The organism is Nonomuraea spiralis (assembly GCF_014648435.1).
GTDB lineage: Bacteria > Actinomycetota > Actinomycetes > Streptosporangiales > Streptosporangiaceae > Nonomuraea > Nonomuraea spiralis.
In genome coordinates this window covers 145,791-170,360 of the sequence record NZ_BMRC01000017.1, presented here as the reverse complement: position 1 = coordinate 170,360, position 24,570 = coordinate 145,791, and the positions used below count along the sequence as shown (strand labels likewise).

Sequence of the window (24,570 nt, the reverse complement as noted above, 5' to 3'; positions counted from 1 at the left end):
TCACTGGCAGCTCACGGGCTGGGTGACCGTCAGCGTGGGCCTGTCGTTGTTCAGCACCTCGAGCGTGAGGTTCCCCGACTGCTTGCTCTGCTGGCGCCACCAGGCGGGCTGGATCTGGAGGATGCCGTTCTGGGGCACGGTCAGCGTGTTCCCTTCCAGTTGCACGCCGTTCATCAGCCAGCGGTAGCTGACCTGCGTGCCCGCCGGGGCGCGGAAGGTGCCGTACGCCGTCAGGTAGGGGGCCTCGTCGCAGCTCCCGTAGTAGGCCATCGGGGTGAGCGCGCTGATCCGTACGTAGGGGACCGGGGACGGGACCGCCCGGCACACCCGGTTGTACGCCTCCTCCTTGACCGGCTTGTTGTGGTTCAGCACCTCGATGCGGATGTTGCCGCTGCCGCTGGCCTGTGCGGAGCTGTACCAGAAGTCGCCGATGTGGGTCTTGACGCCCGCGTTGACCTGCTGGGACCTCGGCCAGCCCGGCACGCCGTCCACGACCACGCGGTACTGGATCTCGGTGTCGCGGTCGGCGACGACCGTGGCCTCCGCCCTGAGGCCGACGGCCCCGTTGCACTCGCCGCGGAACAGTGGCGTCAGCATGTCGTGGAAGGTCACGTACGCCGGGGGCGCGGCGGGGCCGCAGGTGAAGTTGAAGCCCTGCTCGGCCGTGGCGCCCTGGGCGACGAGCCGGACGCGGTGGGCGCCGGCGTTGGAGGTGCCGTAGTTCCAGGTGGCGGAGACGGCCTGCGACCGGGGCTGGGTGCTCTCGGGGAAGGAGAGCGTCGCGCCGCGTACCTCCTTGTCGTCGAGCTGCCAGGAGTAGGCCACGTCGGCGGCCGGGCCGGGCGGGAGCACGACGCGGCCGGCGGCGTTGTAGGTGACGGGCGCGGCGCACGTGCCCGAGTAGCTGCCGGGGGTGAGCCCGTCGATCACCACCTGCGGCGTGTCAGCCGCCGCGACCGCGGCGGACGCCGGCCCGGCGACGGCGGGCAGGCCGCCGAGCAGTACCGCGCCGAGCAGCAAGGTTGTCCATCTCATCCTGGGGTTCCTCCTCGCGATGATGGGAACCCCAGGATGATCAAGGCGGCTTGTGTCCCGGTTGGATCTGCCTTGTGAGCGCTATTCGCAGGTCACCGGGTACGTGCCTTCGGCGGATGGCTTGTTGTGGTTCAGCACTTCAAGCCGGACCACGCCGGAGGTCTTCGTGTCCCGGTTCCAGTGGAAGGCCTGAACCTGGAGAAGGCCGCCGCTGTTGGTCTTGTACGTGGCTGGCTCCGTCGGCTTGCCGTCGATGACCCAGCGCCAGGTGATCTCGGTGTCCGGCGCGGCGCGGAAGGCGCCGAAGGCGGTCACGTACGGCGCTTCGGCGCAGTCGCCGAAGTAGTGGACCGGCCGGAACTCGCTGATCCGCACCGTGCCCGGCGCCGGGTCCACCGGCACGCAGGTCACGGTGTACGGCTTCTCCTTGACCGGCTTGTTGTGGTTCAGCACCTCAAGGCGGATGACGCCGCCGCCGGAGTCCTTGGGGCTGATGTAGAACAGGTCGCCGATCGACTGGGCCCTGCCGGGCTTGGCGTCCTGCGTCCTGACCGGGCCGGGCTTGCCGTCCACGACGACGCGGTACCGGACGTCGGCGTCGCGGTCGGTGGTGATCCGGGCGTCCACCCTCAGGCCGATGGACTGCGTGCAGTCGCCCCGGTAGACGGGCGTCAGGACGTAGGGGATGGCCAGCTTGGCCGGGTCGGGGTCGGTCGTGCAGGAGAGGGCGAACGTGCGCTCGGCGGCCTGGGCCGCGCCGGGCTGGGTGGTCAGGGCCAGCTTGTGCGAGCCGTTCTTCGCCTGGTCGAAGCTCCAGGCGGCGGTGACGTCCTGCGACCTGGGCTGGGTGCCGGCCGGGAAGCTGACGGTCTGGTGCTGCCACTCGGCGCCGTCGAGGGTCCACCAGTAGCCGACGGCGGCCGCCGGGCCCGCCGGAAGGGTGATGCGGCCGGTGGCCTGGTAGGCGATGGGCTCGTCGCAGTAGCCCTCGTAGTCGCCGGGCGTCAGGGCGGTGATCGCCGCCTGCGGCTGCTGCGCCGGGGGTTCGGACGTCGTGGTGGGCTTGGGGGTGGAGGACGTCGTGGGCGTCGGCGACGGCGTGTTGGTGGGCTGCGGCGACGGCGTCGTCCCGCAGTTCACCTCGTACGAGGCCCGCCCGGAGTCGTGCCCGCCCGGGTTGAGAATCCGTACGGACTTCCAGCCGGCGGTGGAGGTGCCCACGGACAGCGGCAGCGTGACCTGCCTGCTCCTCGGCCCGTCGGCGGCGAAGTACGCCCACTCCACCGGGCCCTCGCCCGTGGCGCTGTCGATCCACCGGTAGCCGACCTTGGCCGGGGTGCGCGACACCTGGATGGTCGCGGTGAACGTCACGCCGGTCGGGCAGCGGCCGTCGTAGCGCGGCGGGCTCGCCTGCACGCTCGCGGCGGCCACCAGCGGCCGGTCCGGCTGGGCGGGCAGCGGGTTGACCACGTCGTACCGGCGCGGGGAGCCCTCGCAGGAGACGCGGAAGCGGGCCTTGGCGGACAGGCCCCGCTTGCCGAGGACCTCCACGGCCTGCCAGCCGGTCGTGTCGCGGTCGAACGTCTGGCGGTCCCTCACGACGACCTTGCGCGCGCCTGCGACGCGGAAGCTCCTGATGGCGCTCTTGCTGCCGTCACCGCGTACCCAGCGGTAGCGCACGGTGCCCTTGCCCTTGGCGGCCAGGGTGGCGGAGAAGGCCACGGTCGTGGGGCACTCACCCGACCAGGTGGCCGGTCCGGCCTTGACGCGGGTCACCGAGGTGACCGGTGCGGCGGCCGATACAGCGGCCGGAGCTGCGGCCGGTGCGGCGGCCAGGGCTGGAGGAGCGGCCAGCAGGCTGCCGAGCATCACCGTGCCCAGCAACAAGGCTGTCCTTTTCATGAGGGGGGTCCCTTTCTGCGCTCGTCAAAGCCTCCATCTTGATCACGAGTGCTTGTAAGTCACTTGGACCTCTCTTGTGGCCTACTGTCGCTCTTGTGGAATGAAGCGTTCCGTTCTGCTATAGTTGGAACAGAACAAGCCGTTCCGCTTCTCCGGTCGAGAGGACCCCTCATGAGCATCCGCCCGTTCCGCATCGAGATCTCCCAGGCCGACCTCGACGACCTTCAGGCCCGGCTCGCGCTGACCCGGTTCGCCGACGAGATCGCCGGCGCCGACCAGGGCGTCAGCGTCGAGCGGGTCAAGCGCCTGGTCGCCCACTGGCGCTCCGGCTTCGACTGGCGGGCCCAGGAGGCCAGGCTCAACGCGTACCCGCAGTTCACGACCGAGATCGACGGCCAGAACGTGCACTTCTTCCACGTACGCTCCGACAACCCCGACGCCCTGCCGCTGATCCTCACCCACGGCTGGCCCGGCACGATCGCCGAGTACCTCGACGCCATCGAGCCGCTGTCGCGCCACTTCCACCTGGTCATCCCGTCGCTGCCCGGCTACGGCTTCTCCGGCCCGACCAAGGAGCTCGGCTGGAACAACCGGCGCATCGCGCAGGCGTGGGCCGAGCTGATGGCCCGCCTCGGCTACGAGCGCTACGGCGCGGCCGGCAACGACGCCGGCTCGATGATCTCCCCCGAGCTGGGCAGGATCGACGCCGAGCACGTCGTGGGCGTGCACGTCACCCAGCTCTACTCCTTCCCCTCCGGCGACCCGGCCGAGTTCGCCGGCCTGAGCGAGGAGGACCAGGCCGGGCTGGCCGTGCTCGACTGGTTCTGGAAGGAGAAGGGCGCGTTCAACGTCCTGCAGTCGCAGCAGCCGCAGACGCTCGCGCACGCCCTCGCCGACTCCCCCGCCGGGCTCGTCGGCTGGCTGGCCCAGCTCTTCGACGAGGACCTGGACGACGACTTCGTGCTGACCAACGCCTCGATCCACTGGTTCACCGGCACGGCGGGCTCGGCCCTGCGGCTGTACTGGGAGAACGCCCGCATGGAGCAGCCGGCGGAGCCGACGACCACCCCGACCGCGCTGGCCATGTCCGAGGGCGACTTCAAGTCGATCCGCCGCTTCGCCGAGCGCGACCACCACGGCATCGTCTCGTGGCGGACCCTGCCCGCCCCGGCCCGCGGCCACTACACGGCGCACACCGCCACGGAGGCGCTCACCTCCGACATCGCGGCCTTCTTCGACAGCCTGCGCTGATCACCCCACATGCGGACGGCCCGGCCCATCGCCGGGCCGTCCGCATGTGCTCAGCCGGTGTTCTGCAGGCCGGCGGCCACCCCGTTGACCGACAGCAGCAGCAGCGTGGACAGCCGCTCCCGCTCCTGCTCCGACAGGTCCTCCGTACGCATCGCGCGCAGGGCCCTCAACTGCAGGTGGGACAGCGCGTCCACGTACGGGTCGCGCAGCTGCACGGCCCGCGAGAGCACCTTGCGGTTCTCCAGCAGCCGCGTGTGCCCGGTCACGCGCAGCACCAGGTCGCGCGTGCGGTCGTACTCCTCCAGCACCTGCCGGGCGAAGTCGTCGCGGCCGCCGAGCGCGAGGTACCGCTTGGCGATCGAACGGTCGGTCTTGGCCAGCGACATCTCGGCGTTGTCCAGCATCGCGTTGAACAGCGGCCACTCGGCGTACGCCGCGCGCAGCTCGTCGAGGGAGCCGACGGCGGCCAGGCCGGTGCCGAGGCCGTACCAGCCGGGCAGGTTGACGCGGGTCTGCGCCCAGGCGAACACCCACGGGATGGCCCGCAGGTCGTCCAGCGAACGCGGCGCGCCCAGCCCGCGGCGGGCCGGGCGGGAGCCGAGCCGCAGGGAGCCGATCTCCTCAAGCGGGCTGACCAGCGCGAACCACTCCGGGAAGCCGGGCGCCTCGGTCAGCGCGCGGTACGCCTCCTCCGAAGCCGTGGCGACCTGCTCGGCCAGGCCCCGGAACCGCTCGGCGGCGGCCGCCGTACGCGCGCCGACCGTCGGCGAGGAGGCCAGCAGCACGGCGTTCGTGACCTGTTCCAGGTGGCGGCGGGCGATGGCGATGTGCCCGTATCGAGCGAAGATGACCTCGCCCTGCTCGGTGACCTTGAAGCGGCCCGCGACCGAGCCCGGCGCCTGCGCCAGCACCGCCCGGTTGGCCGGGCCGCCGCCGCGGCCGAGCGCGCCGCCGCGGCCGTGGAACATGCGCAGCTTCACGTCGTGCTCGTGCGCCCACACGGTCAGCTCCTCCTGCGCCTCGTAGAGGCGGAGGGTGGCGGCCGCCGGGCCCAGTTCCTTGGCCGAGTCGGAGTAGCCGAGCATGATCTCCATGCGGCGGCCCGTCGTGGCCAGGCGCTCCTGGATCTGCGGGATGTCCAGCATGCCGGTCAGCACGCCGGGCGAGTTCGCCAGGTCCTGGCCCGACTCGAACAGCGGCACCACGTCGAGCACCGGCGCCCGGTCGCCCAGGGCGTGCCGGGCCAGCTCGTAGACGGCCGCGATGTCGTCGGCCGAACGGGTGAAGGAGACCACGTAACGGGAGCAGGCCGTGACGCCGAACCGCTCCTGGATCCAGGCGATCACCCGGATCGTGGCCAGCACCTCCTCGGTACGCTCCGACAGCTCGCCGCCGGCCCTGATCTCCTCCAGCGCCGCCGCGTGCACCTGCGAGTGCTGGCGCACCTCCAGCTCGGCCAGGTGGAAGCCGAACGTCTCGACCTGCCAGACGAGGTGCTGCAACTCCCCGTACGCCTGCCGCGGCGTGCTGGCCGCCAGCGAATCCTGCACCAGCCGCAGCTCGGACAGCAGCTCGGCCGGAGCGCGGTAGGCCAGGTCGAGGTCACGGTGGCGGGTGGCGGCGATGCGCGCGGCCACGTACAGCAGCCACTGGCGGTGAGGCTCGCGCGGCGACCGGGTGGCCAGCTCGGAGACCAGCTCGGGATGCGCGTCCACGGCCGCGGCCAGCGCGCCCTTCAGCTCCGCAGAGCAGGGCGAGAACTGGGCGGAGGCGGTGAGCGTACGGGCGATGCGGGTGCAGGCCGTCTCCAGGGCGGTCAGCACGTGCCCGGACTGGATCTGGATGGTCTCGCGGGTGACCTTGGCGGTGACGTTGGGGTTGCCGTCGCGGTCGCCGCCGATCCAGCTCCCGTAACGGATGAAGGGCCTGGCCAGCGGAGGACGGGTGCCGGTGCCCGCGTCGAGCGCCGCGTCGAGCGAACGGTAGACCTGGGGCACCATGCGGAACAGCGTCTCGTCGAAGGCGGCCATCGCCGTACGCACCTCGTCGAGCGGGTCGAGCTTGGTGGAGCGGAGCTGGGCCGTACGCCACAGCAGGTCGATCTCCTCCAGCAGGCGGCGCCTGCTCTCGGCGCGCTCGGACGCGCCGCGCCCGGGAGCGTTGTACTCGGTGAGCTGGCCGCTGACCCGCTGGATCGCGGTGACGACCGCGCGCCTGCGCGCCTCGGTCGGGTGCGCGGTCAGCACCGGGTGCAGCTCAAGGCCCTGCAACAACTCACTCACACGCTCGTTCCCGAGCTCGTGGACGGCCTGCGCCAGCGACTCCCGCTGCACCCTCCCCTCGGCGTCGCGTTCGCGCAGCGTACGGATGCGGTAGTGCTCCTCGGCCAGGTTCGCCAGGTGGAAGTAGCAGGTGAACGCGCGGGCGACGGCGACCGCCCGCTCGATCTCCCATCCGGCGACCATCTCGGTGATCTCGTCAGCGGAAATCTCGTTTCTGCGCGCCGCGATGACGGCTTTGCGCAACCGTTCGACGTCGGCCAGCAGGTCTTCGCCACCCTGTTCGGCGATCACCTCACCGAGCAGCTTGCCGAGCATGCGCACGTCGTGGCGCAGCTCGTCAGGCATCTCGGTCACGGCGGCACTACGACGCTCGAGCCCCTGGTCAATCATGCTTCGAAGGGTATCGACTCGGTTTCGGCGACTGCAGGGCGGTCTCGCCCATTGGACTAGACCACTGCTCAGCTGGCCTTCGACACGGCGGCCAGCACCTCGGGGAGGCGGGGGAAACCGATCTTGCCGGCCAGGCGTCTGCCGAGCACCTCGATCAGCAGCCCGTAGAAGGGCGCGAGCACCGACACCCACAACAACCCGAACACCATCGGCACCACGATCGGGAGCGACATCAGCACGATCCCGAGCATCGCGCCCATCGACGAGGCGAACGCCTGGCCGCCCTGGCCGGGCGCGGCGCCGCTGAAGGCGTTCATCCGCTCGGGCATCGTGTACGGGATCGTCACGCTGGTCACCGACCCGACCCCGAGCCCGACGCCGAGCGCGCCCAGCCCGGTCAGGAACGCCGGCGCGATCGCCTGCGGACTGCCGGTGAGCAGCGCCGCGACCACCGCCACGAGCAGCAGCAGCGGCGCGGCGACCAGGCAGTTGGCCAGGTGGCGGCCCGCCAGGTCACGGCGCAGGTCCTCCTCCGAGCCGAACGCCATGGCGTTCATCCACAGGGAACGCCCGTCGATGCCGAACGCGTTGCCCGACTGCAGGGAGATCATCAGCGCGCCGAGGCCGGTGATCATCACCGGCAGCGCCGGCCCCCCTTGCCCCTCGGTGCTGTTGTTCAGCGAGAACGCCAGGATCACGGTCACCACGACCGAGGAGAACCAGCCCACGCGGAACCTGGGCTCCCGCCTGATGTACTTCAGCTCCTTGGTCACCACGGCGGCCAGCGGACCGTCGGGCAGGAGCCGGTCGACCAGGCCGCGCTCCCGGCGTACGGAGGCCGCCTGCGTGGAGGCGTCCGGCGAGACCAGGGCCCGGCCGAGCGCCTTGATCCACAACCAGCCGAGCACGACGACGAGCACGGCGACCGCGGCCAGCTCCGCCACGCCCACCAGGCCGCCGTCGGCCATGGCGTGCGCGGCCATGCCGGGCGGCGTCCACCGCAGGACGCCGGCCAGCCGGTGGAGCATGGCGGCGGGGTCGCCGATGCCGCGGTTCATCAGCAGGTTGGGAAGCTGCGCCAGCAGCACCACGAACAGGGCGGCCACGGCCAGCACGTCACGTCCGCGCCGGCTGCGCAGGGCGCCGGACAGCGAGGTGGTGATCAGCCGCGAGGTCACCACGCACAACGCGAACTGCAGCAGCACCGCGGGCACGCCGAGCAGCACGCCCCCGAGGTTCGTGGGCAGCCCGACCAGCGCGCCGGCCGTGATGACGAGCATGGCCAGCGGCCACGCGCCGGTCGCGGAGGCGGTGAACAGCCCGACGGCCAGCTCGCGCGTACGCAGCGGGAACAACGACAACCGCGCCGGGTCGAGCGTGTCGTCGAGGCCGAACGCCAGCAGCGGCACGATCATCCAGCTCACCAGGAAGAGCGCGAACGCGACGATCACCAGCTCGGCGGCGACGTCGGAAGGGGCCAGCCGCAGCAGGCTCATCAGCAGGAAGCCGACCACGGCCAGCCCGGCCGCGGCGAGCAGGGTGAACACGAAGCCGAGCTTGCGCTGCACGTCGCCGCGCAGGTTGCCGGCGAGCAGGCGCAACTTGAGCCGCGCGAAGAGCGCCGCCGTGGCCACCGGCGATCCCGTCACCGCCGCGGGGCCGGCAGCGCCCTCGGCACTCACGGCGTGTCCTGGGGGGTGGCGGTGGCCTGGGGCTGGTCGCCGTGCTTGGCGCCGAGCCAGGTCAGGCCCGCCTCGCCGTCGGCGCGGGAGCCGCCGACCAGCCGCATGAACGCCTCGTTCAGGCTGGATCCGCCGCGCACCTGCTCCAGCGGCCCCTGGGCGACGATGTGGCCGCCGCTCATCACCGACACCCAGTCGCACAACCGCTCGACGAGGTCCATGACGTGGCTGGAGAAGATGACGGTCGAGCCGGAGGCGGTGAACCGCCGGAGCACGTCGGTGAGGATGTTGGAGCTGACCGGGTCGACCCCCTCGAACGGCTCGTCGAGGAAGAGCACGGACGGGTTGTGCAGCAGCGCCGCGGCCAGCCCGATCTTCTTGCGCATGCCGGTGGAGTAGTCGACGACGAGCTTGTCGGCGGCCTCGGTCAGGTCCATCACGGCGAGCAGTTCGCCCGCGCGCTGCTCGACGTCGGCCTTGGGGATGCCGCGCAGCCGGCCGTTGTAGAGGAGCAGCTCGCGGCCCGACAGCCGTTCGAACAGGCGCAGCCCTTCGGGCAGCACGCCGATGCGCGCCTTGACGGCGACGGGGTCGCGCCAGACGTCGAACCCGTCGATCGCGGCCTGGCCGCCGTCGGGCCGCAGCAGGCCCGTGATCATGCTCAGCGTGGTCGTCTTGCCGGCCCCGTTGGGACCGACCAGACCCGCGAAGCTGCCCGCGGGGACCACGAGGTCGACCCCGGCCACCGCGACCTGGGCGCCGTAGCGTTTGTAGAGGCCGTGGGAGCGAACCGCATCCGTCATGGATCCACTCTAGGAGGACGGGCTAGCCTAACGCGCATGAGCGCACCCGCCGACCACATGCCGGAATTGCCGGACATCCACACCACCGCGGGCAAGATCGCCGACCTGGAGCGAAGGCTCGACGAGGCCGTGCACGCCGGATCGGCGTCGGCGGTGGACAAACAGCACGCCAAGGGCAAGATGACCGCGCGCGAGCGGGTGCTCGCGCTGCTCGACGAGGGCTCGTTCACGGAGTTCGACGAGTTCGCACGCCACCGGTCCACGATGTTCGGGCTGGAGAGTCGGCGGCCGTACGGCGACGGCGTGATCACCGGCCACGGCACGATCGACGGCCGGCAGGTGTGCGTGTTCTCCCAGGACGTGACGGTCTTCGGCGGCTCGCTCGGCGAGGTGTACGGCGAGAAGATCGTCAAGGTCCTCGACCTGGCGCTCAAGACCGGCTGCCCGATCATCGGCATCAACGAGGGCGGCGGCGCGCGCATCCAGGAGGGCGTGGTCGCGCTCGGCCTCTACGCGGAGATCTTCAAGCGGAACGTGCACGCCTCGGGCGTGATCCCGCAGATCTCGCTGATCATGGGCGCCGCCGCCGGCGGTCACGTCTACTCGCCCGCCCTGACCGACTTCGTCATCATGGTGGATCAGACGTCCCACATGTTCATCACCGGCCCCGACGTGATCAAGACGGTGACCGGCGAGGAGGTGACGTTCGAGGAGCTGGGCGGCGCCCACGCGCACAACACCAAGTCGGGCGTGGCCCACTACCAGGCGGCCGACGAGGAGGACGCCCTCGACTACGTCAAGGCGTTGCTGTCCTACCTGCCCTCGAACAACCTGGACGAGGCCCCGGCCTTCGCCGCCGCCGACGACCTGGAGTCCGACCCCGCCCTGGACGAGGTCATCCCCGACTCCCCCAACCAGCCGTACGACATGCGCCAGGTGATCGAGCACGTGCTCGACGACGGGGAGTTCCTGGAGGTCCACGCGCTGTTCGCGCCCAACATCGTGGTCGGCTACGGCCGCGTGGACGGCCAGCCGGTCGGGGTCGTCGCCAACCAGCCGATGCATTTCGCCGGATGTCTGGATATCGACGCCTCCGAGAAGGCCGCAAGATTTATTCGAACATGTGATGCTTTTAATATTCCGATCCTGACTTTTGTTGATGTACCGGGTTTCCTCCCCGGGACCGATCAGGAATGGAACGGAATCATCCGCCGCGGCGCCAAGCTCCTGTACGCCTACGCCGAGGCCACGGTCCCGCTGGTCACGGTCATCACCCGCAAGGCGTACGGCGGCGCGTACGACGTCATGGGGTCCAAGCACCTCGGCGCGGACGTCAACCTGGCCTGGCCCACCGCCCAGATCGCGGTCATGGGCGCGCAGGGCGCGGTCAACATCCTCTACCGGCGCGAACTGGCCGGCTCCGGCGACCCCGACGCCGAGCGCGCCCGGCTCGTCACCGAGTACGAGGACACATTGGCCAATCCGTACATCGCGGCCGAGCGCGGGTATGTGGACTCGGTGATTCGGCCGTCCGAAACCCGGCCTCAAGTCATCAGAGCTCTTCGTGCCCTTCGTAACAAGAGGGCCTCGCTGCCGCCGAAGAAGCATGGGAACATTCCTCTATGAGCGACCACCTGCGTATAGTCCGCGGCGAGGCCACGCCCGAGGAGATCGCGGCCGTGGTGGCCGTGCTCGCCGCACGGCGCAGCTCGTACGCCGAACCCGACAGGCCTCGTAGACAAACATGGCGAAACCCCGCCAGAGGTATGCGTAACCCTGGCCTGCCGGGGAAGTCGGCTTGGCGGATGAGCGCACTACCCTAGATAGATCCCGGGAATCGGGTGTCAAGTTCCCCGGGAGTTGGGACTATCTAGAGAAAGTAGGCGTATATAGTCAGCCGATCAACTAACACCGCGGCCTGGAGGACGACATGGCCATCCCAGACCTCATGCCGCATCCTGTGGCAGCCAAGTACGCCGTCCTAGTGGATGTCGGTTATCTCTACGCTGCGGCAGGTGAGGTGCTGCTCGGCGCGAAGGAACGCAAGGAATATCGGGTGGCCGCCGATGAGCTCATCCAGAGTCTACAGAAACATGCAGAGGAACGTATTTCCGGCGAACTTCTGCGGATCTATTGGTATGACGCAGCCCGCGACCGTGTGCCCACCGTCGATCAGCGTGTCATCGCCCAGCTCCCTTGGGTCAAGGTGCGGCTCGGCAACCTCAACGCCCGCGGCCAGCAGAAGGGCGTCGACGCGCAGATCAGGAGCGACCTGGAGGCACTGGCCAGGCATCACGCGGTGACCGACACGATCCTGCTGGCGGGCGATGAGGACATGGTCCCGGCGGTCGAGGCGGCGCAGGCGTACGGCGTGCGCATCCACCTGTGGGGCGTCGAGCCCCCTTACGGCACCAACCAGGCCGAGCGCCTGGTGTGGGAGTCGGACACCGTGGAAGTGATCTCCGCTGATTTCCTGAGGCCCTTTTTCAGTCGCGCTCCGCAACCCGTTCCGGTCACCCCGCCCGCCGCCGCTCCCTCGCCCGCCCAGGTGTTCGCCGGGCGCGCGCCGGTCAAGCCGCACGCCAAGCCCGGCCAGGTCGCCAAGCTCGGCCCGAGCCGTCCGCGCGTGGAGGACGTCGGCGAGCACGTCGCCCAGAAGTGGATACTCACCCGTGGCCGCGACAACATCCGCGACCTGCTGCCGGGTCCGATCCTGCCGACGGTGATCGACACCGAGCTGCTGATCGAGGCGGAGAAGGAGCTCGGGCACTCGCTGCGGCCCTACCCGGAGGCCCGGGTCTGGCTGCGTGACGGGTTCTGGGCGCGCGTCTACCGGGAGTTCGACCTGGGGGTGGGGGTCTCCTCCAAGTAGAGCAGCGTCTCGGCGACCGCCGTACGGGCGTAGAGCACGTACCGGCCGGTGCGGTGCGCGGTGCACAGGCCGGCCTTGCGCAGCGCGGTCAGGTGCTGGTTGACGCCGGGCTCGGAGAGCCCGGCGCGCTGGGCGAGGTCGCGCGTCGAGGCCGGCTGGTCGAGCTCGGCCAGCAGCCGGGCGCGCGTCCGGCCGAGCACCGCGGCGAGCGCCTCGGGCGGGTCCACCTCGCGGCGCTCCCACAGTGTCGCGATGCCGCGCGGCGCGTAACGCACGGTCGGCTGGTACGGCGGCGTCGTCACCGAGAAGACCCGCGGCCAGGCGAACACGCACGGCACCAGCAGCAGCCCGAGCCCCCTCAGCGACCGCCGGCCGGAGACGTAGAGGTGTCTCAGCCGCAGTGTGCCGTCGTCCCAGGTGACGGCCTCGTCGAGGTCGGCCAGCATGCGCTGGGCGCCGCCCTCGGCCAGCAGCCGCGCCCGGTACAGGATCTCGCCCTCCAGCAGCGACCTGATCCGCGGCCAGTACGGCGCCATCGCCGCCTCCCAGTAGGCCGCCACCTCGGCGGCCAGGCGTTCGAGGCCCTGTTCCGGGTCGTCGTAGAGGGCCTGCACGCGTTTCGTCCGGGGACCGCCGGTGTGCTCCAGGTCCGAGCGGACCCGTGCGGCCGCGCCCCGCATCGTGGCGAGTTCCAGCTCCAGGTCCGGCATGGACGTCGAGGGCGGCGTGCAGGTGAAGCCCGCGATCGAGATGGTGGGCACCGGGACCAGGTCGGACAGCAGGCGCCAGTCCACGTCCTGGAGGCGGCGGCGTACCTGGTCGGCCCAGGGGCGCAGGAGCGGGTGCGCCGCCGGGTTCTTCACCACGCGCACGCTGGCCACGACCTCGCCGAGCGGGGAGACGGCGAAGCGGGTGTTGGCGATGTCGTGGGCGGTGAACGTCAGGTCGAGAGTCATTGGATTTGCGTGTCACTTAATCGATAGCGGCCTTGAACGACATTTCAGCATCCTGGCCGACATGTCAGCAACCTTGGTGGAAACACCGCTTCTGCGGCTTCGCGCGTTCCGCAACCTGTTCGTCGCCGGCCTGGTCAGCCAGCTCGGCAGCCAGATCAGCTACGTTGCGATCCCCCTGCTCGCCGTGACCGTCCTCGGGGCGGGCGCGGGCGAGGTCGGGCTGCTCGCGGCGCTCGCCACGCTCACGGCCCTCGTCCTCGGCCTGCCGGCCGGGGCGTGGGTGGACCGCGTACGACGGCGGCGCCTGATGATCGTGATGGACGCCGGGCGGGCGGTGGCGTTGTTGTCGGTGCCCGTGGCGTGGTGGACGGGGGTGCTGTCCATGGCGCAGCTCTACGTGGTGGCGGTGCTCGTGGGAGCCGGGTCGCTGCTGTTCGACGTCGCCTCGATGAGCATCGTGCCGGGGCTGGTCGGGCGCGAGCGGCTGACGTCGGCCAACTCGCTGCTCGTCGGCACGGCCGCGGGCATGGACGTCGCCGGGCGCAGCCTGGCCGGGGTGCTGGCCCAGGTCGCCGGCGCGCCGGTGGCGGTCCTGCTGGACGCGCTGAGCTACCTGTGGTCGGCCCTCTGGCTGCGCGGCGTCCCCGAGCCGGCCCTGCCCGAGGACGGCTCGGCGGACGGCGCCGAGTCCCTGCGGGAGCGGATCGCGGCGGGCGTGCGCTTCATCCTCGGCAACCGGGTGCTGGTCGCGGCGCTGGTACAGGGCGCGATGGCGAACCTGGCGTTCCCGCTCTGCTCGGTCCTGCTGCCGGTGCTCATCGTGGGGCAGCTGGGGTATCCGGAGTGGGTGCTCGGGGCGTACCTGGCGATGGGCGGGCTCGGCGTGCTCGCCGGGTCGTCGTTCGCCCACCTGCTCGGACGGCGGTTCGGCACGGGCCGCGCGGTGTGGGTGGTCAGCGTGGTCACCGCCCCGGCCGCGCTGGTGATCCCGTTCCTCGACGGCGGGCCGTGGTTGTGGGCCGCGGCGGCGGCGTGGTTCGTGTTGGCGTTCCGGACCGGGGTGAACAACGTGTTGCTGGTGAGCCTGCGGCAGCGCGTCACGCCGGACCACCTGCTCGGCCGGATGACGGCCACGATGCGGCTGCTGCTGACGGGCGCGCTCGGCCTCGGCGGACTGCTGGCCGGGATCCTCGGCGAGTTGTGGGGGCTGCGCGCGCCGCTCTGGCTGGGTGCGGTGATCATGGCGGCGAGCTGGCTCCCTGTCCACTTCTCAGCCCTCCGCCGGTCAGGTCCGAATACCGCTGGTCACCCGTGCTGACCTGCTGACCTGCGTTTTTATGGTGAGGTCCGATTTCCGCCGGTCACCATTCGCCGCCCGCGCATAGTCTCGGAGGCATGTCACCCCTAGAGCTCGACTTCGACTCCTGTTACCGGGCGGTCTCCGCCAGGGACTCCCGGTTCGACGGGCGCTTCTACACCGCGGTGACGACGACACGTATCTACTGCCGCCCGATCTGCCCGGCGCGTACGCCCTCCTCCCGTAACGTGCGCTTCTATCGGCACGCGGCCTCGGCGGAGGCGGCGGGGTTCCGGCCGTGCAAGCGCTGCCGTCCCGAGCTGTCGCCCGGTGACCCCGGCTGGGATCTGCGCGGCGACCTCGTCGGCCGGGCCCTGCGGCTGATCGACGACGGCGCCGCCGACGAGCAGGGCGTGGCCGGGCTGGCCCGGCGGCTGCACATCACCGAACGCCACCTGCACCGGCTGTTCGTGGCCGAGCTGGGCGTCGGGCCGCTGGCCGTGGCCCGGACCAAGCGGTTGCTGCTGGCCAAGCAGCTCCTGACGGAGACCGGGCTGCCGGTCACCGAGGTGGCGTTCGCGGCCGGGTTCGGGAGCGTGCGGCAGTTCAACGCCACGATGCGGGAGACGTACGGCTTCACGCCCAGCGAGCTGCGCGCCACGTCCGGACGGCGGGCCGCGCCGCCCGAGCCCGACGTGGCCGGGCCGGTCACGCTCCGGCTGCGGCTGCACCGCCGCGAGCCGTACGACGTGGCGGGCGTCTTCGGGTTCCTGGCCTCGCGCGCCATTCCCGGGCTCGAAGTCGCGGGGCCGGCCTCGTACTCCAGGGTCGTGCCGGGCGGGACGATCACGCTCACGCCGCAGCGGGACCACGTCGCGCTCGACGTGGCGGTGGCCGACACCCGGCAGCTCGCCCGCGTGGTGGCCCGCTGCCGCCGCCTGCTCGACCTGGACGCCGACCCCGAGGCGATCGCGGCGGCGCTCGGGCAGACCTCGCTGGCTCCGCTCGTCGAGGCGCGTCCCGGGCTGCGGGTGCCGGGCACGTTCGACGGCTTCGAGCTGGCCGTACGCGCGGTGGTCGGCCAGCAGATCTCGGTGGCCGGGGCCCGTACGCTGCTCGGCCGGATCGTCGCCAGGACCGGCGGCCCGCTCTTCCCCACGGCCGCCGAGCTGCGCGACGCCGACCTGACCGGCCTCGGCCTGACCAACCGCAGGATCGCCACCCTCGCGGACCTGGCCGGCCGGGTCGCGGACGGCGACATCGACCTCGACGGCGGCCAGGACCCGGCCGAGTCCGTGACCGAGCTGCTGAAGGTCCCCGGCATCGGCCCGTGGACCGCCAGCTACATCGCGCTGCGCGCCCTGCGCGACCCCGACGCCTGGCCCACGGGCGACCTCGTGCTCAACAAGCGCATGGCCGCCCTGGGCATCCCGCACGACCACATCGAACGGTGGCGGCCCTGGCGGGCCTACGCCGCCCTGCATCTTTGGAGCTCTTCATGATCACCGCTCAGGTCCTGCCGACGCCGATCGGCTCGCTGTCGCTGCTCACCCGCGAGGGCGTCCTCGTCGCGGCCGGCTTCACCGCCGACCCCACGGAGATGTTCGCCCGCCTCACGCCCGCCCTCCAGTCGGAGGGCCTGGAGGCGGTGGACGACCTCGGGGCCCCCGCCGAGGCCGTACGGGCCTACTTCGAGGGTGACCTCGACGCCCTGGACGCCGTACCGGTCTCGCAGCCCGGCTCCGCCACCCGCAAGCGCCTGCACGAGGCGCTGCGCGAGGTCCGCGCGGGCACGACGGTGTCGTACGCCCAGCTCGCCGAGGCCGCCGGCCTTCCGCGTACCGCGGCCCGCGCCGCCGGCTCCGCCTGCGCCCAGAACCTGATCGCGCCCTTCGTCCCCTGCCACCGCGTCCTGCCCAGTACGGGCGGATACGGCGGCTACTACTACGGCGTCCCGGTCAAGGAATGGCTCCTCGCCCACGAAAACCCCCAGAAGCTCAGCTGACCCTCGCAGAGACGTTCAGGCGCGGCCGACAACCAGGGCCGGCGGGGCGAACGGCATAGAATACTCCTCGTACGGCGTTAGTAAGCGTAGGCATTATTTGCGCACGCTTACTAGCCGTCGATACAAGCAGGAGAAGGAGGTTGTCACATGCCCCTAGCCGACGACGCCGTGGAGGCACGCGCCCAGGGATGGCGCACCCTCGCCGCGCTGCACGCCAAGATCGAGGACAGGCTGGAGAAGGCGCTGGAGAAGGGGCACGGCCTGAGCGTGAGCGAGTACACCGTGCTCGACGTCCTGGCCCGCCAGGACGGATGGCACATGCGCATGCAGCAGCTCGCCCGCGCCGTCGTGCTCAGCCAGAGCGCCACGACCCGGCTGGTCACGCGCCTGGAGAAGCGCGGCCTGCTCAAGCGCTACCTGTGCGAGGACGACCGGCGCGGCATCTACTCCGAGGTCACCCCCGACGGCCGTGACCTGCTGGCCCAGGCCGGGCCGACGCACGACACCGTGCTCAAGGAGGTGCTGGCCGAGGCGGCCGGGCAGCCGGAGCTCGCCCCGCTGGCCGCGGTGATCGCCTAGGGCTTCACGTTGCTCTGGATCTCGCCGACCGGTACGTCCCGGGTCGCCCCCACCTCGACCGGCGCGAACTGGAACGGCACCGCGTCCCCGGTCGTCTCCACCGGCCACGACGTGGTCACGGTGAGCCGGTACGCCTCGCGCGGCTGGTCGATCGAGGCACGCAGGTAACGTACGCCACAGGTGAAGGAGGCCCCCTTGGCGTACGGCCGCCCGGCGGTCCCGCAACCCTCCTCGTGCACCTCGGCCCGGTCCTTCGCGGTGCCCGGGTCGATCTTGATGCTCTTCAGCGTGGCCACCACGGTCACGCTCATGACACCCGGGATCTGCGCGGTCACCGACCTGCGCGGCTCGCCGACGCCCTCCAGCCAGACCCAGGTGGGCAGGTTGACGTAGCTCTTGGCGTCGGGGCTCAGCCTGATCTTGGGCTCGGGCACGGTCAGCGCGGCCCTGGCGATCTCGGCGAGCTCCCGGACCGTGATCCCGGCGGGCGGCGTCGTGCCCGGCGGCACGAACACGAACGGGTCGAGCGCCGCGAAACACACCTGGCCCTTCGGGTCGGAGCCGTCGTACGCCGGCCCCCACCAGCGCCCGTCCTTGCCGACCTTGTCCTTGAACTGCTTGAGGAACTCCTGGAACTTCTCCTCGCTCGCGTCCTTGGTGAACTTGAACCAGAGGTCGCGCAGGCCCTCCTGCGACTTCAGCATCTCCTCGCCGGTCAGGCCGGGCTCGTACCAGCAGGGGCGTTTGAGCACGTAACCGTCGGCGGTGCCGCCCTTGGCGCCGTCGCCCGAGATGACGATGCGCGAGTTGCGCAGCTCGATTCCCCTGGTCCGGCCGTGCTCGATGGGGCTGCCCGAGGACTCGCCCGGGTCGTCGAGGTTCCCCAGCAACATCAGGGCCGCGGTGGCCAGCGAGATCACGCGGTTCATCGCGCGCATCCTTCCTTGTCGTAGAGCAGCTCCCGGATCCGCCACACGCCGTCGTCGCCGCGGTGCGCGAGAGCCCTCTGGAGGTAGGGGGCGCGCATGATCGAGGGCTGGGGCGTGACGGCCTCGCCGGTGCGGGCGGTGACCACGCGCACCTTCGACTCGTCCACGCAGGTGTCGATCTGCGCGCCCTTTTCCAGGACCTTCGTGACACGCAGGTCGTACAGCCTGGCGACGCCCTTCACCCTTCTGTCCTCCTCGGTGTACCGGCGTACTCCGTCGTACGCCTGGCGGGCCGCGTCGAGTTCGAGATCCAGACCCTTTAGGTATCGATCGCTTCCCGAGACCATCACCTTGCGGGAGGCGAGGTACCAATCGGTGATGACGCGCATGAGCGGGTCGCGCTCGGCCGGCCAGTCGATGTCCACACGCAGCTTGCCGCCGCCGACCTCGACCGTCTCGACGCCGGGCGCGGACGGCCGCGCCGATTCCGCCGACTCCGTCGCCGTCGCAGGCCCGGAGGGCGCCGACCGCGGCGTGTACGGCCGCGCGGCCTGCCCGCACCCCGCCACGAGCAGGACGAACAGGACCGCTGTCGTACGTCTTCTCATGCGGACGACTCCCTCACGACATGGATGCGCCACGAGGGCAGCAGTTCCTCGATCAACGCCTCGGTCTCCGGAGCCATCCCGCCGCCGTACGGATGGGAGGCCGCCCGGCGGGTCAGGCCCTCGACCACCGCCCGCATACGGACGGCGTCACCCGTGGCGTGCGTGGCCCGCAGCAGGTCACGCCAGAGCCCTTCGTCGTCGGTCGCCAGCAGCAGCGCCGCGCGTACGGCCGCCACCGCCGCGTCCGGCTCGTCCTGGGCCAGCCGCAGCTCGCACAGCCGGTGGGCCGCGTCGGCCACGCCGGCCGCCACGTCGTACTCCAGGTCGTCGGCCGCCAGCCAGGCGTACCGGCCGGGTGGGCGGGCGGCCAGGAGCGGGCCGCGTACCAGGCCGAGCGCCTTCTCCAGCAGGACCGTGCGGGCCGTCGGGTCGTGGTGGGAACGGCGTACCAGCTCGCGGAACAGGGCCCAGTCGGTACGCACCTCGGGGCCGAGCCTGAGCCGTCCGGCCTCGTCCACGTGCAGGTGCTCGGGGCCCAGCCAGTCGGCGACGCGGGCGATCGTGGCGTCCCTGACCATGGTCTGCACGCCGCGCGGCCACAACACGCCGCCGAGCACGACGGGATGCACGTCGCCGGGATGCGTGGCCAGGTAGACCAGCAGCTCGGTGGCCAGCGCCATACGGCCCTCTTCGAGAGGCGCGAGCCCGGCGATCTGGACGGGGCCGAGCATCCTGATCTCGACGGCGGGCGGATGCAGGCCCTCCAGCGGCTCGGCCTCCGGGTAGGTCTCGCCGTCGAGGCGGCCGGCCGTGCGGAAGAGGTCGACCAGCGCCTTGTAGTGGCGGCGGGGCAGGAGCTGGGCCTCGACCTCGAAGCCCAGCTCGGCGATGCGGGCCTTGCCGTCGTCGCCGATCTCCAGCGTCCAGGTGGCGTGCGGGACCTCGCCGGCCACGACGTACCCGGCGGTGTCCCGGCGGGCCAGCAGGGCCAGGCGGCGGGCCTCCTCGTGCGTGGGCGCCACGGCCGACAACAGGTAGTGGGCGTCGCGCGGGCTGCCGGAGACGCGCCCGGTGAGCACCTCCCTGCGCGGCGCGGCGGTCGCCTCCAGCTCGGGCAGCACCTCGGCCAGGCCGCCGACGGACCTGATCCGGTCGGGGGCGATCGCGGTCAGCTCCTCGCCGAACCCGACGAGCGTGATGCGCATGCGGTCGGACCAGCGGTTGGTGGCCAGCTCGACGGCGAGCGCGGCCAGCGCGGCGGTGGTCTGCGGGCCGCGTACGTTGATCAGGCCCTGCGCGGCCTCCAGGTCGATCAGCACCCGCCCGCTCGCGTCCGTGCCGATCGAGACCAGCCCCGGGTACGGCGCCCCACCCGCCTGCTCCTCCAGCAGGCGGCCCTCGTGGGCGGGCAGGCGCCACACCTGGCCGCCGTCCTCGGCCGTCCACGGCTCGGGCGGGTCGTCGTCCGGGGGGTGGATCCACAGGTCGAGCGTGCGCGGGGACAGGTGGGCGCCGTAGACGGTCGGCGGCGTACGGTGCTGGGCGGCCAGCTCGGCGCCGAGCAGCCGCAGCCCGATGTCGAGGATGCGCGCGCCGGGCGCGTCGCCGCCCAGCCTGAGCGCGACCTCGGCCTGGGCGGCGTCGTCGCGCGGGCGGACGATCCTGCGGCCGAACACCCTGCGCCACAACTGCTCGCGCCGCCGCCGCGCCAGCAGCGCCAGCAGCCCGGCGGCGGCCAGCGACGCACCGGCCAGGTAGTCGATCAGGTCGAGGCTCTGGGCCTCCCTGATGGTGATCTCGGGCTGGTCCTGCCTGACGTCGGGCTTGCGGTGCCTGGCCTGGTCCTGCTCGGTCTTCTCGGTGGCCTTCTTCCCGACGTCGTGCCGGGCGTCGGGCTGGGCACGGGTGTGGGCCACGCCGGGGTGCTCGCGCAACGTCTGCTCGCGGGACTGGCCGGTGGGGACGATGTGCACGTTCCTGGCGTCGTCCGGCATGTCGAGCACCCAGCCGGGCCTGATCAGGTCGGCCATGCGCAGGCGGGTGCCGTCCGGCTGCTCCTTGGCCTGGTTGAGTCGGTAAATTTCGGGATATCGGCGGCCGTCTCCCAGGCACTTCTCCGCGATCTCCCACAGGCTCTCGTGGTGGCGGCCGTGCGGGGGCTGCACCACGTACACCTTCTTGGTCTTGTGGGTCTCCAGCGTCTTCTCGACGATCGGCGCGGAGTAGGCGACCGCGGTCACCGGCGGCGCGGCGGGCGTGGCGCTCATCCGCGCGATGGGCGCGATCATCGCCCCGGCCGTGAACAGCAACAACACCGCGCCGACCAGCTTGTTGGCCAGCGCCTGCGTGCCGCCCGACAACGGTACGCGGGCGGGCATCCCGACCCTTCGGACACCGGCGTACACCTCGACCAGCACGCACACGAAGAGCTGGAACCAGGCCAGCCAGACCAGCAACACCAGAACGGCCTGGATCGTGCTCGGCCCGACCTCCGCGGTGAAGAAGTCGAGATCGAGCATCTCGGACGTGACCGGCGGCCCGGCGAACGTGAGCAGCGCGTACGGCACCCCGCCCACCAGTGCCACCAGCGCCACCAGCGCCGCGACCCCGGCGAGCACGTCGCCGAAGGTGCGCCTGGCCGGGATGCGCGCAGGCGGACGCCTGGGCTGGTGCCGTCCCGGGGGACGCGTCGGCTCTCGCGTCGGCATCGCCGCTCCCTTCTTCCGTTCAGCGTCCTGCCTCGTGCGTTGCCCCGGCCACCGAGTGGCGGGAATCGGTCTACCTGGCTTCGGGGGCAGCCGTGGCCTCGCCGTTCATCTCCGACCCCGGGAACCCGATCGCCCCGAGGAAGAACGCCTCCCATCGCACCGAGACGCTGACCGTGACCTGCTCCTGCTCGACCGAGCACCGGCCGCGCGCCACGCCGTCGCCGCCCTGCGCCGTGACGATCTCGTCGGCCCTGGCGCAGACCTGGCCCTCGTCCAGCAGGTGGACCTGCCCGTCGGTGCGCAGCCGGTCGACGTCGATCTGGTCCGCGCCCGCCCGCGCGGCCTGCTCGGCGACGTCGGCGGCGCGCAGCCGGGCGTTGATCGCCGCCCCGCCGTCCACCAGCAGCCCGGCCAGGAGGAACACGACCACGGAGAACAGCACGGTGAAGACCGACATGGACCCCCGCTCCCCCGCCTTCACGGCTCCCTCCGAACGAGCTGCTCCAGGGGCACCACGGCGGCGCCCGTCAACCGTTTGGTGCCGCCGAACCCGAGGAAGCCCAGGTCGAGCTCGCAGGTGACCTCGGCCTGCACCTGGCCGCCCGCCTCCCAGGTGGATCCGTCCAGGTTCACGGCGGTGGAGCCGCATTTGCCGTCCAGGGCGCTCTTGGCGACGTTCTCCGCCGCGGCGCCCGCGTCGCCGAAGCCCCGCTGCACGGACGCCGCCCGCGCGGCGTCCCTGGCCGCGCCGTTGACCCGTCCCTGCGTCTCGACCAGCACGCCCGCCCCGACCAGGAACATGAGGAACAGCAGGAAGACGGGCGCGAGCATCACCGTCTCCACGGCCATCGAGCCCCGCTCGCCCGGCTTCATCGGCAGTCATCACCGCCGTTGTCGGGACGGAAGCACTCGACCGGACCGCCCGCGGTCGCGGTGATCGTGAACGTGAGCGGCGGCAGCAGCGGGACGACCTGCACGGCGCTGCCCGTCACCGTGACGAAGCGCTGGTCGGGGTCCTGCTCGGAGGTCGTGGCGGCGGCGTTCTCCAGCAGGCGCGGGCCGACGGCCTTGACGACGTCGGTGGCCTTCGCCGTGGCCGCGCCCTGCCAGTCGCCCGAGTCGAACGGCGCCGACCTGGCCACCCGCGCGCCCTCCCTGGCTGCCGCCTCGGCGATCTCGCGGCCGTGGAACCAGAGCGCGACCTGCACGATGAGGAGCACGACCGCGAGGATGACCGGCATCAGCAGCGCCAGCTCGATCACGGCCACGCCCCGCTCACGAGTCGCCGCCACCACCGCCCCCGCCGCCGCCGAAGGTGCCCTGGATGTCGTTCGACTTCTGCTCGACCAGGGTCTTGATCAGCGTGGCCAGCCCGAGCGCCACGCCCGCGATGATGGCCGTGATGATCACCCACTCGACGGCGGAGGCGCCCCTGCTGGGCGCGGTGCGGGCGCGGTGGATCCGCACGCCGAGGTACGCGGTGAGATAGACGATCCAGGGATGCTGCATCAGGCCCCCAACATCTTCATTGCGGCGGGAAAACTGAGAAAGATCACGAAACCGGCGCACAGGAGGAGCTGGGCCACGAGCATCGACTGCGAACGTTCGCCCGCCCGCCCCTCGATCTCGGCCAGCTCGCGCCGGCGCAGTGTGGCGGCCCTGGCGGTGAGCGAGGCGCGCACCTTGGCGCCGTCGTCGGCCACCAGGCCGAGCGCGGCCGACAGGTCGCGCAGCTCGTCGACGTTGATCTCCTCGCCGAGCTGGCCGAGCGCCTGCCAGGGAGTGATGCCGACGATCCGGGCGCCGCCCAGCGCGTCACGGATGCGGCCCATCGCCCAGTTGGGCTGCTCGCCGCTGACCGAGACGGCCATCATCAGCGCCTCGGGCACGCCGCGCCCGCCCGCCAGGTTCATCGAGACCAGGTCGAGGAACGCGCCCACGACGTGCCGGAAGTCGCGTCGCATGGCCGCGGCCTCCTTGCGGATCTGCAGGTCGGGCAGGAAGAAGAAGAGCAGCGCCACGAGCACGGCCGACCAGAACGGCACCGTGAACGACACGCCCCACCCCATGAGCGCCAGCCAGCCGAGCAGGATCGGGAAGGCCAGCAGGCCGCTCGCGGCGAGCAGCACCTTGGTCGCCAGGAACGCCTCGAACGAGCGGCCGAGCAGCGCCAGGTCGGCCTTGACCGAACGGGCCTCCCAGCCGCGGGCTCCGTAGAGACGGGCCAGGCGGGCGCCGAGACCCCGGCGGAACGCGCTGACCTCCTCGTCGGGCAGCACGAGCTGGATACGGGGGGCGTCGGCGTCCTCGCGGACGGCGTCGAGCGCCAGCAGCCGCGCCACCAGGCCGGGACGGGCCGGGAACAGCGCGCGTACCAGTACGAACAGCCCGAGGCCGAGCACCGCCCCGGCCAGCGCGCCCTCAACCATGGCCGCCCCCTCCCATTAGCAGCCGGGTCGGCTTGTCGAACCTGGCCAGCCGCCGCATCCAGGCGAACCCGGCGCCGAACAGCCCGCCGACGACCACGAGGACGGCCTGGCCGAGGGTGGAGGCGTACTCGCTGACGTAGCCGGGGTTGAACAGGATGAGCAGCGCGGCGAAGACCAGCGCCGTGATCACCACGATCTGCACGCTGCGCCTGGTCGCGCGGCGTTCGGCCTCGACGCGGCGGCGCATGTCGAGCTCTTCGCGGGCCGACACGGCGAGCGCGCCGAGCACGTCGCGCAGGCCGGGGCCGCGCAGCCGGGAGTTGAGGATGAGCGCGGCGATCACCAGGTCGGCCGAGGGGTCGTCGAGCTCGTCGGCGAAGCGGGCCAGCGCCTCCGGCAGGGCCATCCTGGTGTGCAGGCGGTCGACCATGGCCCGCAGGTGGGGCCGGAGCGTGGGCGCGGCGGCCCTGATGGAGGACGGGATCGCCTGTTCCAGCCCGGCCGCGCCGGCGATGGTGTCGCGCAGCGACTCGGTCCAGGCGGCCAGCCCTTCGAGCCGGCTCATGGCGGCGCGCTCCTCGGCCGCGCCGCCCGACAGGCCGCGCCAGGCGAACACGAGCAGCACCGCGCCCACCGCCAGGACCGGCCAGCCCGTGATCACCAGGACCAGGCCGCCGGTCACCGCCGCGACGGCGGTGCGGGTGGTGAGCATCTTGACGAGCGGGCGCCTGGGCTGGGACGGGCGGCGGCGCAGGCCGTACAGGGCGAGGAAGAACAGGAAGAGGCCGCCGCCGGCGGCCGCTCCCGCCACCATCGCGAACGGGTCGAGGTCGAACGCCATC

Annotated in this window: 23 protein-coding genes; 8 read left to right on the top strand and 15 right to left on the bottom strand. The window is 71.8% G+C overall.

Annotated elements, in window-relative coordinates; genetic code table 11:
* A complete protein-coding gene (locus tag IEZ27_RS34850; RefSeq protein WP_189651129.1) occupies positions 1–1,035 on the bottom strand; it encodes a hypothetical protein in 1,035 nt (344 codons plus the stop codon).
* Positions 1,036–1,116: 81 nt separating this feature from the next.
* On the bottom strand, positions 1,117–2,937 hold the full coding sequence (locus IEZ27_RS34845; protein ID WP_189651128.1) for a hypothetical protein: 1,821 nt from the start codon (positions 2,935–2,937) through the stop codon (positions 1,117–1,119).
* 171 nt (positions 2,938–3,108) lie between these two features.
* Between IEZ27_RS34845 and IEZ27_RS34840 the strand changes: the two genes are divergently transcribed.
* Positions 3,109–4,188, top strand: a complete 1,080-nt coding sequence (locus IEZ27_RS34840) for an epoxide hydrolase family protein (RefSeq protein WP_189651127.1) — start codon at positions 3,109–3,111, stop codon at positions 4,186–4,188.
* A 50-nt stretch (positions 4,189–4,238) separates the two neighbouring features.
* Here the strand turns inward: IEZ27_RS34840 and IEZ27_RS34835 are convergent, their stop codons facing one another.
* From IEZ27_RS34835 to IEZ27_RS34825, 3 genes are all read right to left on the bottom strand, one after another.
* Positions 4,239–6,815 (bottom strand): phosphoenolpyruvate carboxylase, encoded by a 2,577-nt coding sequence (locus IEZ27_RS34835; protein WP_229824620.1) that lies wholly within the window; start codon positions 6,813–6,815, stop codon positions 4,239–4,241.
* A gap of 113 nt (positions 6,816–6,928) precedes the next feature.
* On the bottom strand, positions 6,929–8,542 hold the full coding sequence (locus tag IEZ27_RS34830) for a hypothetical protein (RefSeq protein WP_229824617.1): 1,614 nt from the start codon (positions 8,540–8,542) through the stop codon (positions 6,929–6,931).
* Positions 8,539–9,345 (bottom strand): ABC transporter ATP-binding protein, encoded by an 807-nt coding sequence (locus IEZ27_RS34825; protein ID WP_125632501.1) that lies wholly within the window; start codon positions 9,343–9,345, stop codon positions 8,539–8,541. Before IEZ27_RS34825 ends, IEZ27_RS34830 begins: the two co-directional genes overlap by 4 nt.
* A 36-nt stretch (positions 9,346–9,381) precedes the next feature.
* On the opposite strand from IEZ27_RS34825, the gene IEZ27_RS34820 reads away from it, so the two are divergent.
* The 3 genes from IEZ27_RS34820 to IEZ27_RS34810 all read left to right on the top strand — a co-directional run bounded on the left by IEZ27_RS34820 (position 9,382) and on the right by IEZ27_RS34810 (position 12,217).
* Entirely contained in the window at positions 9,382–10,971 is a 1,590-nt protein-coding gene (locus IEZ27_RS34820; protein WP_229824616.1) for an acyl-CoA carboxylase subunit beta, read from the top strand.
* Entirely contained in the window at positions 10,968–11,168 is a 201-nt protein-coding gene (locus IEZ27_RS34815) for an acyl-CoA carboxylase subunit epsilon (RefSeq protein ID WP_125632503.1), read from the top strand. The genes IEZ27_RS34820 and IEZ27_RS34815 overlap by 4 nt, the downstream gene beginning before the upstream one ends.
* Positions 11,169–11,275: 107 nt before the next feature.
* Positions 11,276–12,217 (top strand): NYN domain-containing protein, encoded by a 942-nt coding sequence (locus IEZ27_RS34810; RefSeq protein WP_125632505.1) that lies wholly within the window; start codon positions 11,276–11,278, stop codon positions 12,215–12,217.
* On the opposite strand, the gene IEZ27_RS34805 is transcribed toward IEZ27_RS34810, so the two are convergent.
* Entirely contained in the window at positions 12,175–13,173 is a 999-nt protein-coding gene (locus tag IEZ27_RS34805; protein ID WP_189651125.1) for an ArsR/SmtB family transcription factor, read from the bottom strand. The genes IEZ27_RS34810 and IEZ27_RS34805 overlap by 43 nt on opposite strands.
* A 61-nt stretch (positions 13,174–13,234) precedes the next feature.
* Between IEZ27_RS34805 and IEZ27_RS34800 the strand changes: the two genes are divergently transcribed.
* From IEZ27_RS34800 to IEZ27_RS34785, 4 genes are all read left to right on the top strand, one after another.
* Positions 13,235–14,491, top strand: coding sequence for an MFS transporter (locus IEZ27_RS34800; protein WP_189651124.1), 1,257 nt, complete (start codon positions 13,235–13,237; stop codon positions 14,489–14,491).
* A gap of 77 nt (positions 14,492–14,568) precedes the next feature.
* Complete coding sequence (locus tag IEZ27_RS34795) at positions 14,569–15,972, top strand: AlkA N-terminal domain-containing protein (RefSeq protein WP_189651123.1); 1,404 nt, start codon at positions 14,569–14,571, stop codon at positions 15,970–15,972.
* Complete coding sequence (locus tag IEZ27_RS34790) at positions 15,969–16,475, top strand: methylated-DNA--[protein]-cysteine S-methyltransferase (protein ID WP_125632513.1); 507 nt, start codon at positions 15,969–15,971, stop codon at positions 16,473–16,475. The genes IEZ27_RS34795 and IEZ27_RS34790 overlap by 4 nt, the downstream gene beginning before the upstream one ends.
* Positions 16,476–16,622: 147 nt before the next feature.
* Positions 16,623–17,054: a MarR family winged helix-turn-helix transcriptional regulator gene (locus IEZ27_RS34785; protein WP_189651122.1), complete on the top strand. Its 432-nt coding sequence runs from the start codon at positions 16,623–16,625 to the stop codon at positions 17,052–17,054.
* Here IEZ27_RS34785 and IEZ27_RS34780 read toward each other — a convergent pair.
* The 9 genes from IEZ27_RS34780 to IEZ27_RS34740 all read right to left on the bottom strand — a co-directional run bounded on the left by IEZ27_RS34780 (position 17,051) and on the right by IEZ27_RS34740 (position 24,569).
* Positions 17,051–17,983 (bottom strand): hypothetical protein, encoded by a 933-nt coding sequence (locus IEZ27_RS34780; RefSeq protein ID WP_229824615.1) that lies wholly within the window; start codon positions 17,981–17,983, stop codon positions 17,051–17,053. The genes IEZ27_RS34785 and IEZ27_RS34780 overlap by 4 nt on opposite strands.
* Positions 17,980–18,591, bottom strand: a complete 612-nt coding sequence (locus IEZ27_RS34775) for a hypothetical protein (RefSeq protein WP_189651121.1) — start codon at positions 18,589–18,591, stop codon at positions 17,980–17,982. The genes IEZ27_RS34780 and IEZ27_RS34775 overlap by 4 nt, the downstream gene beginning before the upstream one ends.
* Positions 18,588–21,299, bottom strand: a complete 2,712-nt coding sequence (locus IEZ27_RS34770; protein WP_189651120.1) for a hypothetical protein — start codon at positions 21,297–21,299, stop codon at positions 18,588–18,590. Before IEZ27_RS34770 ends, IEZ27_RS34775 begins: the two co-directional genes overlap by 4 nt.
* Positions 21,300–21,369: 70 nt before the next feature.
* The gene (locus tag IEZ27_RS34765; RefSeq protein WP_189651119.1) at positions 21,370–21,756 is read right to left on the bottom strand and encodes a flp pilus-assembly TadE/G-like family protein; all 387 of its coding nucleotides are present in this window, start codon (positions 21,754–21,756) and stop codon (positions 21,370–21,372) included.
* A gap of 20 nt (positions 21,757–21,776) precedes the next feature.
* Positions 21,777–22,172: a TadE family protein gene (locus tag IEZ27_RS34760; RefSeq protein ID WP_189651118.1), complete on the bottom strand. Its 396-nt coding sequence runs from the start codon at positions 22,170–22,172 to the stop codon at positions 21,777–21,779.
* Positions 22,169–22,591 carry a TadE/TadG family type IV pilus assembly protein gene (locus tag IEZ27_RS34755; RefSeq protein ID WP_229824614.1) on the bottom strand — a complete coding sequence of 141 codons (423 nt, stop codon included), beginning with the start codon at positions 22,589–22,591 and terminating at the stop codon, positions 22,169–22,171. The genes IEZ27_RS34760 and IEZ27_RS34755 overlap by 4 nt, the downstream gene beginning before the upstream one ends.
* Entirely contained in the window at positions 22,575–22,808 is a 234-nt protein-coding gene (locus IEZ27_RS34750; protein WP_189651117.1) for a hypothetical protein, read from the bottom strand. Before IEZ27_RS34750 ends, IEZ27_RS34755 begins: the two co-directional genes overlap by 17 nt.
* Entirely contained in the window at positions 22,808–23,728 is a 921-nt protein-coding gene (locus IEZ27_RS34745) for a type II secretion system F family protein (protein WP_189651116.1), read from the bottom strand. The genes IEZ27_RS34750 and IEZ27_RS34745 overlap by 1 nt, the downstream gene beginning before the upstream one ends.
* The gene (locus IEZ27_RS34740) at positions 23,721–24,569 is read right to left on the bottom strand and encodes a type II secretion system F family protein (RefSeq protein ID WP_189651115.1); all 849 of its coding nucleotides are present in this window, start codon (positions 24,567–24,569) and stop codon (positions 23,721–23,723) included. The genes IEZ27_RS34745 and IEZ27_RS34740 overlap by 8 nt, the downstream gene beginning before the upstream one ends.
* Position 24,570 lies beyond the last annotated feature (1 nt).